Genomic DNA, 13,234 nt, shown 5'->3' with positions numbered 1-13,234 from the left:
AGGCCCGGGGCAACCCTGACGATCCCCCGCCCGAGCTAGCGCAGTCCCCTATACGGGGGATATTGCACAGCACCGCACGACGTCACTATGCATTCCATCGCGGAGATCGAAGTGCAGCCGAATAACGGTCCGGGAACATCACTCGATGATACGCCAACGGCCTCGCAGGAGGAGACGCGTCTGCCGGGCCCGTGACTGCCCCCATTCAATGCCTTTGTATCCAAGGAGTGAGTCGCCAATGAGAGTACTCGTACCCGTCAAGCGCGTCGCGGACGCGAACGTGAGGGTTCGCGTGAAGGCCGACGGCAGCGCCGTCGATATCGCGAACGTGAAGATGTCGATGAACCCGTTCGACGAAATCAGCGTGGAAGAAGCCGTGCGCATGAAGGAAGCCGGTGTCGTGAGCGAGGTGGTCGTGGTGTCGTGCGGTGTGCCCGCATGCCAGGAAACGCTGCGCACCGCGATGGCGGTCGGCGCGGACCGCGCGATTCTGGTTCAGACCGATGCCGAACTCCAGCCGCTTGCGGTCGCGAAGCTGCTGAAGGCGCTGGTCGACAGGGAGCAGCCGCAACTGGTGATGCTGGGCAAGCAGGCCATCGACGAAGATGCCAACCAGGTCGGTCAGATGCTCGCGGCGCTGCTGGACTGGCCGCAGGCGACGTTTGCATCGCAAGTCGCGCTCGATGCGGGCAAGGCCACGGTGACGCGTGAAATCGACGGCGGTCTGGAAACGCTCGAAGTCGATCTGCCCGCCGTCGTCACCGCCGATCTGCGGCTGAATACGCCGCGCTACGCGACGCTGCCCAACATCATGAAGGCCAAAAAGAAACCGCTCGACGTCGTGACGCCGGCCGCGCTCGACGTCGATGTCACGCCGCGGCTGACGACGCTGACGCTCGCGGAACCCGCGAAGCGCGCGGCGGGCGTGCGCGTCGCAGACGCCGCGGAACTGATCAGCAAGTTGAAAAACGTTGCACACGTCATTGGATAAGGGGAGACAAATGCCCGTACTCGTTATCGCAGAGCACGACAATCGGACGCTCAAGGCCGCCACGCTGAACGCCGTCACGGCCGCCGCGCAACTGGGCGGCGATATTCATGTTCTCGTCGCCGGATCGCAATCCGCGAAAGTGTGCGAGCAGGCGGCCCAGGTTGCCGGCGTGGCGCGCGTGCTGGCTGTCGATGCCGCCCACAACGGTCATGCGTTGGCCGAAAACCTCGCCGCGCTGATCGTGAAGATGGCCGGCCCATACAGCCATATCGTCGCGCCGGCCACCACGACCGCGAAGAACATGATGCCGCGCGTGGCCGCGCGGCTCGACGTCGCGCAGATTTCCGACATCGTCGCGATCGAGTCCGCCGATACGTTCGTGCGCCCCATCTACGCCGGCAACGTGCTCGCGACCGTGCGAAGCGCCGACGCCGTCAAGGTCGTCACCGTTCGCACGACCGCTTTTGCGGCGGCAGGAGCGCAAGGTGCGGCGGCCGCGATCGAAGCATTGGAGCCCGCGCCGCCAGTGCAAGGAGCGCGCTTCGTGAGCCAGCAACTGACACGCTCGGAGCGTCCAGAACTGACGTCCGCGCAGCGCGTGATCTCAGGTGGCCGAGGCATGGGTTCCGCGGAGAACTTCGCGCTGCTGGATGAACTCGCCGGCAAGCTTGGCGCGGCCGTCGGCGCATCGCGCGCGGCCGTGGACGCCGGCTTCGTGCCGAACGATTGTCAGGTCGGCCAGACCGGCAAGGTGATCGCGCCGCAGCTGTATATCGCCGTGGGCATTTCCGGCGCGATCCAGCATCTGGCCGGCATGAAGGACTCGAAGGTGATCGTCGCGATCAACAAGGACGAGGAGGCGCCGATTTTCCAGGTCGCCGATTACTGGATCGTCGGCGATCTCTTCAAGGTCTTGCCGGAGCTGTCCGGCGAACTCGACAAACTGCAGCAGAACTGATTCGGGACGAAACGATGAGCACCTATATTGCACCGCTGCGCGACATGCGCTTCGTGATGACGGAACTGGCGGATCTCGGCGCGCTGTCGTCGTTACCGGGCTTCGAGGAAGTGTCGCCGGAACTGGCGGAAGCCGTACTCGAAGAAGCCTCGAAGCTCGCGTCGGAAGTGCTTGCGCCGCTCAACAAAACCGGCGACGCAGAGGGCGCGCGTCTGACTCCCGACGGCGTGGTCGCCGCCGGCGGTTTCGCGCAGGCCTACCAGCAATTCGCCGCGGGTGGATGGAACGGCCTGAGCGGTGACCCCGCGTTCGGCGGCCAGGGGCTGCCCGAACTGCTGCATGCGGCGACCGTGGAGATGTGGAATTCGTCGAACATGGCGTTCGCGTTGTGTCCGCTGTTGACGGCCGGCGCGACCGAGGCATTGCGCCAGCACGGCTCGGACGATCTGAAACAGCGCTATCTACCCAAACTGATCGGCGGCGCGTGGACGGCCACGATGAATCTGACCGAGCCGCAAGCCGGATCGGATCTCGCCGTGGTGCGCACGAAGGCGGTGCCGCAGGGCGATCACTATCGCCTCTACGGACAGAAGATCTTCATCACGTGGGGCGACCACGATATGACGGACAACGTGATCCATCTCGTCCTCGCTCGCACGCCCGACGCGCCCGAAGGCGTGCGTGGCATTTCGCTCTTCCTCGTGCCCAAGTTCCTGCTGAACGCGGACGGCTCGCCCGGCGAGCGCAACGATGTCCACTGCGTGTCGCTCGAACACAAGCTCGGTATCCATGCGAGTCCGACCTGCGTGATGAGCTTCGGCGACAAGGATGGCGCGATCGGCTATCTGGTCGGGCACGAGAACAAAGGTCTCGCGCACATGTTCACGATGATGAACGAGGCGCGCCAGAAGGTCGGCATTCAGGGGCTCGCGATGGCGGAACGTGCGTACCAGCAAGCTCGCGAGTATGCGAAGGAGCGGGTGCAGGGTCGCGTCGCGGGAAGCCGCTCGGCCGAAGCGGTCGCGATCATTCAGCACGCCGACGTGCGGCGCATGTTGCTGACGATGAAGTCGCAGGTCGAGGCCATGCGCGCGTTCGCCTACGTGATGGCGGCCGACATGGATCGCACGCACCGGCACGCGGACGACGTCGAGCGGGCGCGCTACCAGGCGCGTATCGATTTCTTGATTCCGGTGCTGAAGGGATGGTGCACCGAACTCGGCGTCGAAATTGCGTCGCTCGGTGTGCAGGTGCATGGCGGGATGGGCTACATCGAGGAAACCGGCGCATGCCAGTTTCTGCGCGACGCGCGAATCGCGACGATCTACGAGGGCACGACAGGCATTCAGGCAGCCGACCTCGTCGGGCGCAAGCTCGCGTCGGACCGTGGGGCCGCGCTGTTCGAACTGGTCGAGGAAATGCGCGGCGTCGTGCAGGAACTCGAGCGCAGCGCGGATGCGCAGCTTGCATCGATCGGCACCGCTTTCGCGGCCAGCGTGCAGGCGCTCGAACACGCGACGCGGTGGCTGCTGCGCGCATTGACGACCGACGTCGATGCGGCGCTGGCGAGCTCTGTCGAATATCTGATGATGATGGGCTACGTCTGCGGCGGCTGGCAGATGGCGCGCGCGGCGCTCGCCGCGGCGAGAAAACTCGCTGTGAACGAAGACCCGGAATTTCACCGGACCAAGCTCGCCACGGCGCGTTTCTACGCGGAAAAGATCCTGCCGAAAGCTCTCGCATTCAAGGAGACGATTCTTCGCGGCGCATCGGGCGCAATCGATATCGCCAACGAGCAGTTCTGAAACGAACGCTCCGGCGTGAATCCGGAACGAAAGCTCGAACCTTTCATCCTTTCGCTCCGGATAACTAATAAATCAGTGGAGGAGAACATGAGAACGAAGCGAAAACTGAAACGGAAGCGGGTCGCCTGTCTCGCGCTGATACCGGGCGTGATGTGCGGCGGCGCGATGGCGCAAAGCGCGGGCAGCCTGATAACGAGTGTGGGCGGCACATGGCTGGACTTCGGCGGGTCGTCCGCAACGGCGTTGCAGAGTACCTCGGCGGCGGGCACGTTCACGTCGCCGGGAACCGGTGGCCAGATACACAATACGTTCACCGCCGAACTCGCGCTGACGTATTTCGTCACGGACAACATCGCGCTGCACATGGCGACGGGCGTGCCGCCCGAACTGAAACTCTACGCGCAGGGGACAGCGGCGCCGTTCGGTCCGCACGGCCCGACGCTCGACTTCGGCAAGCTGCAACCGCTTGCCACGACCCGGTCCTGGCCGCCCATTCTGTTCGTCAGGTACTTCTTCGGCGCGCCACAGACGCGCTTGCGTCCGTTCCTTGGTGTCGGTGTCAATTACACGTGGTATTCGCACACGGAACTCAATTCGACCTTCAGCAGCGCATTGCAGCGGGTGGCCGGACCGGGCGGCCAGGCAACTGCGGAGCTGAGCCCATCATGGAACCCGGCATTCAATGCGGGTGCGTCCTACAACATCAGCAAGAACTGGTACGCCAGCGTATCCGTGACTTATCTGCCGCTGAAGACCAATGCGACCGTCTCGGCCATCGCCGCTAATGGCCAACCTGTGCTGACCAATAAGACGCACATTGCGGCGAATCCGTGGATCACGTTCGTCGGGGTGGGATACCGGTTCTAGTTCCGGCGCGAGCGCATCCCGGCACCCGCGGCGGCCTGCGCCGCTGCCCGCAACTCGGCCAGCAGCGCTTCACCCGACCACGAAGGACGTATGTCGGCCTGCTCGGCTTGCCGGACGAGTTCGCAAAGTCGCGCGTTGACCGGCGCGGCTTGCCCAAGGCGCTCGGCGAGGCGCACGACTTCGCCGTTGATCCAGTCGATTTCGGTGGCGCGGCCGGCCGCCAGATCGTCGGACATCGATGAGCGCGCGAGCGGATCGATCGTCAGCATCGTGCGGCCCAGCCGTTCGAACAACGCATCGGGCACGCCCAGCACGCGCGGTATCCACGCGGCCGGCAGCGGGGTGACTCTCGCCGGCCGAATCGCGGCGCGCCTGAGCAGCGCGAGCGCTTCCTTTTGCGCCATGCCGAGGCAGCGGCGGTACGCGCGTTGTGACAACTCCTCCTTCAAAGGCCGGTTCGCCAACGCGTTGATGGCGTTGTTCAGATTCAGCAGCAGCTTGGCCCACTGCACCGGCAACATGTCGCTGTGCTGGATCAGCGGCAGACCCGCCCGCCTGAACGCGTCGACGAACGGCTGCATGGCCGGCGTATGGCGGATTTCGAGCTCGCCCGCCGAGCCCTGATGAAACACGCCGGGACCACGTTCGACCACATTGAACGGCACCATGCCTTCCAGCACCGTGTGCCGCGGCAGCGCGGCGCGCAGTACGTCGGCGTTGCCGACGCCGTTCTGGAAGCTCACGACGATCGTGCCGGGGCGCAGCACACTCGCCAGTTCCGCCCCGGCCGTCGCCGTCGCAGCGGATTTGACCGTGACCAGAACGAGGTCGGCGTCTGCCGCGGCGGCCGCGTCCGTCGACACGTCGGTCCGCTCCGGGGGCACATGCCAGCGGCTATCGTCGTGCCGCGACAACGTGATGCCCTGGCTGCGCAACTGCTCGGCGATGCGCGCGCGCCCAATGAAACGCACGTCGCTGCCACCCGCCAGGAGCCGTCCGCCGACATAGCAACCGATCGAGCCGGCGCCGTATATATAGATCTTTGCCATACGGATTCTCACATCGCTTTAGTCGGCAAAGCCGGGGTTACGTCGATCGAGCCGGCGCAGCAGCCCCGGCCACACCAGCGCGCCCGGCACGGCGCCCCTCGTCGCGACCTTGATCTGCTCCTTGAAGTTGTCGAGAATGGGCTGTGCAATGGGCAGGAGTTTGCCGCCGCCCGCTTGCGCGCGTACCTGGATCATGCAGGCGGCTTCGAAGAAATACATCGCGACGAAGGCGTCCGCCGGTGTCTTGCCGACCGTCAGCAGGCCATGGTTGCGCAGCATCAGATTCGTGTTGTGTCCGAGGTCCTGAACGAGGCGCGGCTTTTCGGCTTCGTTGAGCGCGATGCCCTCGTAGTCGTGATAGCCAAGCGACGCGAGCACGCCGAGCGACTGCTGCGAAAGCGGCAACAACCCCTCCGCCTGGGCCGACACGGCCACGCCGTTGACCGAGTGCGTGTGCATCACGCACAGCGCGTCTTCGCGTGCCGCATGGATCGCGCTATGGATCGTGAAGCCGGCCGGATTGACGTCATACGGCGATTCGCTGACTTTGTGGCCGTCGAGGTCGATCTTGATCAGCGAAGACGCGGTGATTTCGTCGAACATCATGCCGTACGGGTTGATCAGGAAGTGATGCTCGGGGCCCGGCACGCGCGCCGAGATGTGGGTGAACACCAGATCGTCCCAGCCGAACAGCGCGGTGAGACGGTAGGCGGCGGCGAGATTGACGCGCGCCTCCCATTCGGCCGGCGAGACGTCGTTCTTGAGACTGACTGCGGATGAACTCACGTCGATACTCCTTGATTGAGGATACGAGTCCACATGATGCGCGCGAAGCCGCCTAAAATCTGTCAGATAGACGACAGGTCGATCCGCCCATGGAAGCCAGTCTGCACCGCTACCGGTCGCAACTCGAAACGACGCCGTGGTACCAGAGCCTGCCCGTCGGGTTGCGCGACGCCCTCGTGAGTCACGCCGTCCTGCGCACGCTCGAAAAAGGCCAGACGCTGTATCGGCGTGGCGACCCGTCCGATGGTCTGTATGCGGTGCTGGGCGGCGCGCTCGCGATCGGTTCGGTCGGCATGGACGGGAAAGAGGCGTTGCTCGCGGAGCTTGGACCGACCGCGTGGGTCGGCGAAATCTCGCTGTTCGATGGGCTGCCGCGTCCGAACGATGCCACTGCCGTCACCCGCACGCTTCTGTTGCATGTGCCCGAAGCCGCGCTGCGGGATCTGCTCGATGCCACGCCGAGCTATTGGCGCGATTTCGCGTTGTTGATGGCGCAAAGATTGCGGGTTCTGTTCGAGAACACCGAGGCGATGAGGTTGTTGCCCGCGGCGCAGCGCGTAGCGAACCGCCTGCTCGTGATCGCCGGAGGTTATGGCGGTCTGAACGCATCGCAGACGAGGATACGCGTCTCGCAGGACAGCCTGGCTTCGATGGTGTCGCTGTCGCGGCAGACCACGAATCAGTTGCTCAGGAGCCTCGAGAGTCAGCGCATCGTGAGTCTGAAATCCGGGGAAATCGCCATCCTCGATTTCGAGCGGCTGCGGGCGGCCAGTCTCGGCGAGGCCTAGAGCGCGCGCAAATCCTCCGGCGTATCGACGTCGCGCAAGATGCCCGGGTCGTCGACGTCGATGCGCGTCAGCGCGTGTGACATCAGCAGCGCTTTCGCGCCAGTGTCGCCGTCCAGCGCGAGCAGCGCGTTGCGATGCTCGATGCCGAAGCCGACCGGATGGCCGCGCTGGCCTTCGTAGAACGGCGCGACGAGCGGCGCGCCGTTGTCGAGCGCGCGCGCTACCGCTTCGATCGTCGGCAGCGCGATGCGCGGCATGTCGGCCAGCGCGACGAGCCAGCCCTCGGCCTCGTCGCTCGCCGCGATGCCCGCGGCGAGACTTGCGCCCATGCCGCGCTCAGCGCTCGCCGCAAACACCACATCGCAGCCGGCGTCGTTCAGCACGCGGGCGAGCGCGTCGGAGCCCGGCCGCACCACGGCGAGCACTCGCGTCACGACCCGTAGCAGCCGATGCGCGGCTTCATGCGCAACCGGCGTGCCGTCGGGCATGCGCGCGAGCAGTTTGTTGTGCAGCCCGTTCGGATCGAAGCGCGAGCCGAAACCGGCGGCGAGCAACACGCCAGTGGCGAGCGAGGCGTAGGCCATCAGCGGATACCGGTAGTCAGGAATGCCCCCGATTGTGCGGTGCGACGGGGTGGGAGGCAAGCGGCGATGCGAGCCGCCTGCCGTTCCGTGCCCTTGCCATGCGTCGATCACCACCGCCCGTTCAGGTCCTCATCACCTTGTCCAGCGTGATCGGCAGGTCGCGCACCCGCACGCCGGTCGCGTGATACACAGCGTTCGCGATCGCCGCCACCACGGCCGTGATGCCGATCTCGCCGATACCGCGCACGCCGAGCGAGTTGATATAAGGATCGGGCCGGTCGAGGAACGTGATGTCGATCGTGCCGATATCGGCGTTCACCGGCACGTGATACTCGGCGAGGTTCGCGTTGGTGAAGCGCCCGTAGCGTGCATCGAGCGTGCTTTCCTCCTGCAGCGCCGCGCCGATGCCCCACACGATGCCGCCCAGCATCTGGCTGCGCGCGGTTTTCTGGTTCAGCACGCGGCCGACGTCGTACACCGCGACCACGCGCGGCACGCGGATTGTGCCGAGCTCGGCATCGACGTGGACCTCGACGAACACCGCGCCGAACGAGTGGAACGAGTACTTCTGCTTCTCGTCGCCGGGCTTGACGGTCGCGCTGGCCTCGATCGGCTTGCCGCCCGAGCGCGCGATGATCGCCGCGGCCGGATCGCGTTTGCCGGGTTGCGAGCGGCTCACGACCCAGCCGCTTTCGACGGTGACGTCTTCGAGCGGCAGACCATGCACGGGCGAGGCCGCGTCCGCGAGCGCCAGCGCGATCAACTGGCTGCGCGCCTGGCTTGCCGCGTCGCGCACCGCAGGCGATACGCTCGCCGCCGACTGCGAGCCGCCCGAGACCGGCGCGCGAGGCAGCGACGAATCGCCGAGCGCGAAGTGGATTTGCTCGGGCGTGAAGCCGAGCGCATCGGCGGCGACCTGGGTCATCACGGTATAGGTGCCGGTGCCGAGTTCCTGCGTGCCCGATGCGACCACCGCGGTGCCGTCCGGCAGAATCTGCGCAAGTGCCGACGCCTCGCTGCGGTTGGCCGGATAGGTCGCGGTCGCCATGCCGTAGCCGATCAGCGTGTTGCCTTCGCGCATCGAACGTGGCGCATGCGGACGGCGCGACCAGCCGAACTTCTCGGCGCCGATCTGGTAGCACTCGCGCAGCGACTTGCCCGACCAGGGCTTGTGCTCCTGCGGATCGCTGTCCGCGTAGTTCTTCAGACGCAGTGCAAGCGGGTCCATGTTCAGCGCGACGGCGAGTTCGTCCATCGCCGATTCGAGCGCGAACGAGCCGGTGGTTTCGCCGGGCGCGCGCATGTAGGTCGGGGTGCCGACATTGAGCTGCACGAGCCGATGCGTCGTGATCTGGTTGGGCACCGCGTAGAGCATGCGCGTGACCATGCAGCAGGTCTCGGTCCAGTCTTCGATCATCGACGTGTTCGAGATGCTGTCGTGACGCATCGCGGTCAGCGTGCCGTCATGCCGCGCGGCGATCACGAAGTGCTGTTCGGTGCGCGGCCGCGCGCCGACCGGGCCGAACATCTGCGGACGTTCGAGCGCGAGCCGCACGGGCCGGCCGGTTTGCCGCGCGGCCATCACGCATAGCGACACGTGCGACCACGACGAGCCCTTGCAGCCGAAGCCGCCGCCGATCAGCGGCGAGATCACGCGCACGTCGGACACCGGAATGCCGAACGTCTTCGCGAGCACCAGCGCGGCGCCGCTCACGCCCTGGGTCGAATCGTAGAGCGTCAGTTGCGGGCCGTCCCACTGCGCCATCGTCGCGTGCGGCTCCATCGGGTTGTGATGCTCGATCGGCGTCGTGTAGGTGGCGTCGATATGCACGTCGCCACTTTGCATGCCGTCCTCGAAGCTGCCGCGCTGGGTGTCGGTCTGACGGCCCTGCGGTCTGTCCGGCGCATGCGCGTGCGCCTTCGCCTGCTCGAAGTCGAGCGCTGCGGCGCCGGGCTGATAGACGATGCGCAACTGGCGCGCGGCGTCGGCCGCATGTTCGAGCGTATCGGCGACGACCACCGCGACCGGCTCGTTGTTGTAATGCACTTCGTTGTCCTGCAGAAGCGACAGACGCCGGCCCGCGGGCGGCGCGAGCGCGGGCTTGCCGCCGTTCGGCAGGCGCGGCGCGTTCTGGTAGGTCATCACGAGCAGCACGCCGGGTACGGCCTCGGCGCGGCTCGCATCGATCGACGCGATCGTGCCCTGGGCGATCGTGCTCGTCACGAGCACCGCATGCGCGAGTCGCGCGGCGGGAAATTCGGCTGCATAACGCGCCTCGCCGGTCACCTTCAGCAGAGCGTCGACGCGATCGAGCGGTTGTCCGGTCAGATTCATGCGACACCTCCCGCGTAACCGGCGGCCTGATTGACCGCACGCACGATCGCGCGTTGCGCGAGCTGGACCTTGAAAGCGTTGTCGTGGCGCGGCTGCGCGCCACTCAACGCGGCCGCGGCAGCATTTTTCAGCGTGGCCTGACTGAGCGGCTGGCCGCTCAGCATCTGCTCGGCCGCGTTCGCGCGCCACGGTTTGTGCGCGACGCCGCCGAGCGCGATGCGCGCGCTCTGCACGCGCTCGCCGTCCATCTGCAACGCGGCGGCGACCGATACCAGCGCGAACGCGTAACTGGCGCGGTCACGCACCTTCAGATAATGCGAATGCGCGCTGAAAAGCGGCGGCGGCAGATCGACCGCGGTGATCAACTCGCCGGGCTGCAAGGTGGTATCGACGTCGGGCCGGTCGCCCGGCAGGCGGTGGAAATCGGCGAAGGCGATGGTGCGCTCGCCGTTGGGGCCGCTCACGCGCACCAGCGCATCGAGCGCGGCCAGCGCGACGCTCATGTCCGACGGATTGACCGCGATGCATTGCGGGCTCGTGCCGAGAATCGCGTGCGAGCGGTTGTGGCCGTCGAGCGCCGCGCAGCCGCTGCCGGGCATGCGCTTGTTGCATTGCGTGAACGCCGTGTCGTAGAAGTAGCCGCAGCGGGTGCGTTGCAGCAGATTGCCGCCGACCGTCGCCATGTTGCGCAACTGCGGCGACGCACCCGCGAGCAGCGCTTGCGACAGCAGCGGGTACTGCTCACGCACCAGCGCGTGATTCGCCGCGTCGCTATTGCGTACCAGCGCGCCGATGCGGATGCCGCCGCCGGGTAGCGTCGTCACCGAGTCGAGGCCGCTGATATGCGTGATATCGATGAGCCGTACCGGTCGCGCGACGCCACCCTTCATCAGATCGAGCAGATTCGTGCCGCCGCCGATAAACACCGCGCCCGGTTGCTGCGCGGCGCGTACCGCGCCGGCGACGTCGCCGGCGCGCTCGTAGGAGATCGCATCCATGTCGGTCTCCGTTATCAGGCGTTGTCGTGCGCGGCGCGCACCGCGGCGACGATGTTCACGTACGCGCCACAGCGGCAGATGTTGCCGCTCATGCGTTCGCGGATTTCATCGTCGCTAAGCGCGGCAGGGCGCGCGCGCACGTCGGCGGTCATGGTGCTGGCGGTGCCGTTGCGGAATTCGCTGAGCAGGGCAGTCGCCGAGCACAACTGCCCCGGCGTACAGTAGCCGCACTGGAACGCATCGTGTTCGATGAACGCGCGCTGCACCGGACTCAACGCGCCGTTGCTCGCGAGTCCTTCGACCGTCGTGATGGTCTCGCCTTCATGCATGACCGCGAGCGTCAGGCACGAGTTGATGCGGCGGCCGTCGACGAGCACCGTGCAGGCGCCGCATTGACCGCGGTCGCAGCCTTTCTTCGTGCCCATCAGTCCCGCGTATTCGCGCAACGCGTCGAGCAGGGTCACGCGCGGTTCGAGTTGCAGCGTGTAGGCGCGGCCGTTGACGGTCAGCGTGACGGGGCGTGGCGGCACCACGGGGTTGCTTTGCGGCGCGGGTGAGGCTGGGGCCGGCGCTTGCGTTTGCGCGCGCAAATGAGGTGCCGCGCCGATCGTCGCGGCGGCCGCCGCCGATTGCAGGAAGCGGCGGCGCGACGGCTGTGAAGGCGTGGTGGCGGGCTCGCGGGACGGGTCTGAAGCGGCCTCGCCGCCGTGATCCTGACATTCTGTATGCGTGGTCATGACGATCTGTTGGCTCCATTGAAAGGTCAATGCAGGCTGACGACGCGTCGATGTCCAACGCATCGCGTTGAATCAAAACCATTGCACAGCAATTTCAGTGCCGCTGCAGGTATCAAGGTATTAAAAACTCGCTGCAAGCACAAAGCCAATCTGCGCAATAAAGGCAGGCTAATTTGCGCAATAAAAGCCGCCTCGTGCGCGCCGGAATCACGCCATCTGGCTAAGCGTCTTGCGAAAGCGCATGAGCGAGAACGCGAACAGCACGCTGCCGATCACGGCGAGCCAGAGAAATGGCTGCCAGACGACGGCGATGCCCGCACCGCGAAAGAGAATGGCCTGGCCGAGCTCGACGAAGTGGGTGGTGGGCGCGACGAGCATGATGTTCTGCACGAACTGCGGCATGGACTCGCGCGGCGTGTTGCCGCCGGAGAGCATTTGCAGCGGCAGCAGCACGAGCACGAGCAGCATGCCGAACTGCGGCATGCTGCGCGCGAGCGTGGCCATGAAGATGCCCATTGCGGTGGTGGCGAACAGGTGCAGCGCCGCGCCCGCGAGAAAGAGCGCAACCGAGCCTTCTATGGGGACGTGCAGCGCGCCGCGCACGACGAAGGTGAGCGAGAACGCCGCCGCGACGAGCACCACGAGCCCCATCGACCAGATCTTGGCGAGCATGATCTCGGTGGGCGTGACGGGCATGACGAGCAGGTGCTCGATGGTGCCGTGCTCGCGCTCGCGTATGAGCGCCGCACCCGTGAGGATGATGGAGAGCATCGTCACGTTGTTGATGATCTCCATGAGCGAGCCGAACCACGCCTGCGTGAGATTCGGATTGAAGCGCATGCGCACCGCGAGATCGACAGGCGATTCATCCGACGCGCGATAGCGGTTCACGAAGGTGCCCACTTCATCGCCGAGCATCTGCTGGATGTAGCTGCTGCCCGTGAACGCCTGGGTCATGCGCGTGGCGTCCACGTTGAGCTGCACCTCGGCCGAGCGGCCCGCGAGTACGTCGCGCTGCAGGTTGGGCGGAATGTTGAGCACGAAGGTGTAGCGGCCCGCGTCCATGCCCGCGTCGGCCTCGGCGGGCGTGACGTGCTGCGGCGCGAGAAAGTGCGGCGGGAAGAACGCCTGGATGATGCGCTGCGAGAGCGGTGAGACGTCGTGGTCGATCACGGCGATGGGCGCCATGTGCAGCGATTCGGGCCGCGCGGTCGCTGACGAATAGATCATCGCCGTGAACGAGAACACGATGAGCAGCAGCAGCATGGGGTCGCGCGCGAGGCTCCAGAGTTCCTTGACGCCGAGGCGGTAGATGTTGGCGAGATGGCGGCCCATG

12 protein-coding genes are annotated in these 13,234 nt (G+C 66.0%); 5 read left to right on the top strand and 7 right to left on the bottom strand.

Going from position 1 to position 13,234, the window contains the following annotated elements:
• Positions 1-238: 238 nt before the first annotated feature.
• From L0U81_RS23920 to L0U81_RS23905, 4 genes are all read left to right on the top strand, one after another.
• On the top strand, positions 239-991 hold the full coding sequence (locus L0U81_RS23920; RefSeq protein ID WP_233806246.1) for an electron transfer flavoprotein subunit beta/FixA family protein: 753 nt from the start codon (positions 239-241) through the stop codon (positions 989-991).
• Positions 992-1,001: 10 nt separating this feature from the next.
• Complete coding sequence (locus tag L0U81_RS23915; protein ID WP_233806244.1) at positions 1,002-1,949, top strand: electron transfer flavoprotein subunit alpha/FixB family protein; 948 nt, start codon at positions 1,002-1,004, stop codon at positions 1,947-1,949.
• A 14-nt stretch (positions 1,950-1,963) separates the two neighbouring features.
• Positions 1,964-3,754 (top strand): acyl-CoA dehydrogenase C-terminal domain-containing protein, encoded by a 1,791-nt coding sequence (locus L0U81_RS23910; protein WP_233806236.1) that lies wholly within the window; start codon positions 1,964-1,966, stop codon positions 3,752-3,754.
• An 87-nt stretch (positions 3,755-3,841) separates the two neighbouring features.
• Positions 3,842-4,621: an OmpW/AlkL family protein gene (locus L0U81_RS23905; protein WP_233806228.1), complete on the top strand. Its 780-nt coding sequence runs from the start codon at positions 3,842-3,844 to the stop codon at positions 4,619-4,621.
• Here L0U81_RS23905 and L0U81_RS23900 read toward each other — a convergent pair.
• Both L0U81_RS23900 and L0U81_RS23895 read right to left on the bottom strand, forming a co-directional pair.
• The gene (locus L0U81_RS23900) at positions 4,618-5,670 is read right to left on the bottom strand and encodes a 2-dehydropantoate 2-reductase (protein WP_233806220.1); all 1,053 of its coding nucleotides are present in this window, start codon (positions 5,668-5,670) and stop codon (positions 4,618-4,620) included. The genes L0U81_RS23905 and L0U81_RS23900 overlap by 4 nt on opposite strands.
• A gap of 18 nt (positions 5,671-5,688) precedes the next feature.
• Entirely contained in the window at positions 5,689-6,456 is a 768-nt protein-coding gene (locus L0U81_RS23895; RefSeq protein ID WP_233806212.1) for a class II aldolase/adducin family protein, read from the bottom strand.
• Between the two features lie 89 nt (positions 6,457-6,545).
• Here L0U81_RS23895 and L0U81_RS23890 point away from each other — a divergent pair, with 89 nt between their 5' ends.
• Positions 6,546-7,244: a Crp/Fnr family transcriptional regulator gene (locus tag L0U81_RS23890; RefSeq protein ID WP_233806210.1), complete on the top strand. Its 699-nt coding sequence runs from the start codon at positions 6,546-6,548 to the stop codon at positions 7,242-7,244.
• On the opposite strand, the gene L0U81_RS23885 is transcribed toward L0U81_RS23890, so the two are convergent.
• The 5 genes from L0U81_RS23885 to L0U81_RS23865 form a co-directional block, all read right to left on the bottom strand.
• Positions 7,241-7,828 (bottom strand): nucleotidyltransferase family protein, encoded by a 588-nt coding sequence (locus L0U81_RS23885; protein ID WP_233806208.1) that lies wholly within the window; start codon positions 7,826-7,828, stop codon positions 7,241-7,243. The genes L0U81_RS23890 and L0U81_RS23885 overlap by 4 nt on opposite strands.
• A 121-nt stretch (positions 7,829-7,949) precedes the next feature.
• Complete coding sequence (locus L0U81_RS23880) at positions 7,950-10,163, bottom strand: xanthine dehydrogenase family protein molybdopterin-binding subunit (protein ID WP_233806206.1); 2,214 nt, start codon at positions 10,161-10,163, stop codon at positions 7,950-7,952.
• Positions 10,160-11,161 (bottom strand): FAD binding domain-containing protein, encoded by a 1,002-nt coding sequence (locus L0U81_RS23875; RefSeq protein WP_233806205.1) that lies wholly within the window; start codon positions 11,159-11,161, stop codon positions 10,160-10,162. Before L0U81_RS23875 ends, L0U81_RS23880 begins: the two co-directional genes overlap by 4 nt.
• A gap of 14 nt (positions 11,162-11,175) precedes the next feature.
• A complete protein-coding gene (locus L0U81_RS23870; RefSeq protein ID WP_233806203.1) occupies positions 11,176-11,898 on the bottom strand; it encodes a (2Fe-2S)-binding protein in 723 nt (240 codons plus the stop codon).
• A gap of 207 nt (positions 11,899-12,105) precedes the next feature.
• A complete protein-coding gene (locus L0U81_RS23865) occupies positions 12,106-13,233 on the bottom strand; it encodes an ABC transporter permease (protein ID WP_233806201.1) in 1,128 nt (375 codons plus the stop codon).
• Between the last annotated feature and the right edge of the window lies 1 nt (position 13,234).

Origin of the sequence: Paraburkholderia sp. HP33-1, from assembly GCF_021390595.1 — a bacterium.
In the GTDB taxonomy this organism is placed as follows: Bacteria; Pseudomonadota; Gammaproteobacteria; order Burkholderiales; family Burkholderiaceae; genus Paraburkholderia.
Note: the sequence above shows the minus strand (reverse complement) of the source record. Positions and strands in the feature narration are given on the sequence as shown.

Excerpts from the sequence above, each read along its gene's own strand:
- L0U81_RS23920 (WP_233806246.1), top strand. The coding sequence starts at position 239 with ATGAGAGTACTCGTACCCGTCAAGCGCGTCGCGGACGCGAACGTGAGG.
- L0U81_RS23915 (WP_233806244.1), top strand. The coding sequence starts at position 1,002 with ATGCCCGTACTCGTTATCGCAGAGCACGACAATCGGACGCTCAAGGCC.
- L0U81_RS23910 (WP_233806236.1), top strand. The coding sequence starts at position 1,964 with ATGAGCACCTATATTGCACCGCTGCGCGACATGCGCTTCGTGATGACG.
- L0U81_RS23905 (WP_233806228.1), top strand. The coding sequence starts at position 3,842 with ATGAGAACGAAGCGAAAACTGAAACGGAAGCGGGTCGCCTGTCTCGCG.
- L0U81_RS23900 (WP_233806220.1), bottom strand. The coding sequence starts at position 5,670 with ATGGCAAAGATCTATATATACGGCGCCGGCTCGATCGGTTGCTATGTC.
- L0U81_RS23890 (WP_233806210.1), top strand. The coding sequence starts at position 6,546 with ATGGAAGCCAGTCTGCACCGCTACCGGTCGCAACTCGAAACGACGCCG.
- L0U81_RS23885 (WP_233806208.1), bottom strand. The coding sequence starts at position 7,828 with ATGGCCTACGCCTCGCTCGCCACTGGCGTGTTGCTCGCCGCCGGTTTC.
- L0U81_RS23880 (WP_233806206.1), bottom strand. The coding sequence starts at position 10,163 with ATGAATCTGACCGGACAACCGCTCGATCGCGTCGACGCTCTGCTGAAG.
- L0U81_RS23875 (WP_233806205.1), bottom strand. The coding sequence starts at position 11,161 with ATGGATGCGATCTCCTACGAGCGCGCCGGCGACGTCGCCGGCGCGGTA.
- L0U81_RS23870 (WP_233806203.1), bottom strand. The coding sequence starts at position 11,898 with ATGACCACGCATACAGAATGTCAGGATCACGGCGGCGAGGCCGCTTCA.
- L0U81_RS23865 (WP_233806201.1), bottom strand. The coding sequence starts at position 13,233 with ATGGGCCGCCATCTCGCCAACATCTACCGCCTCGGCGTCAAGGAACTC.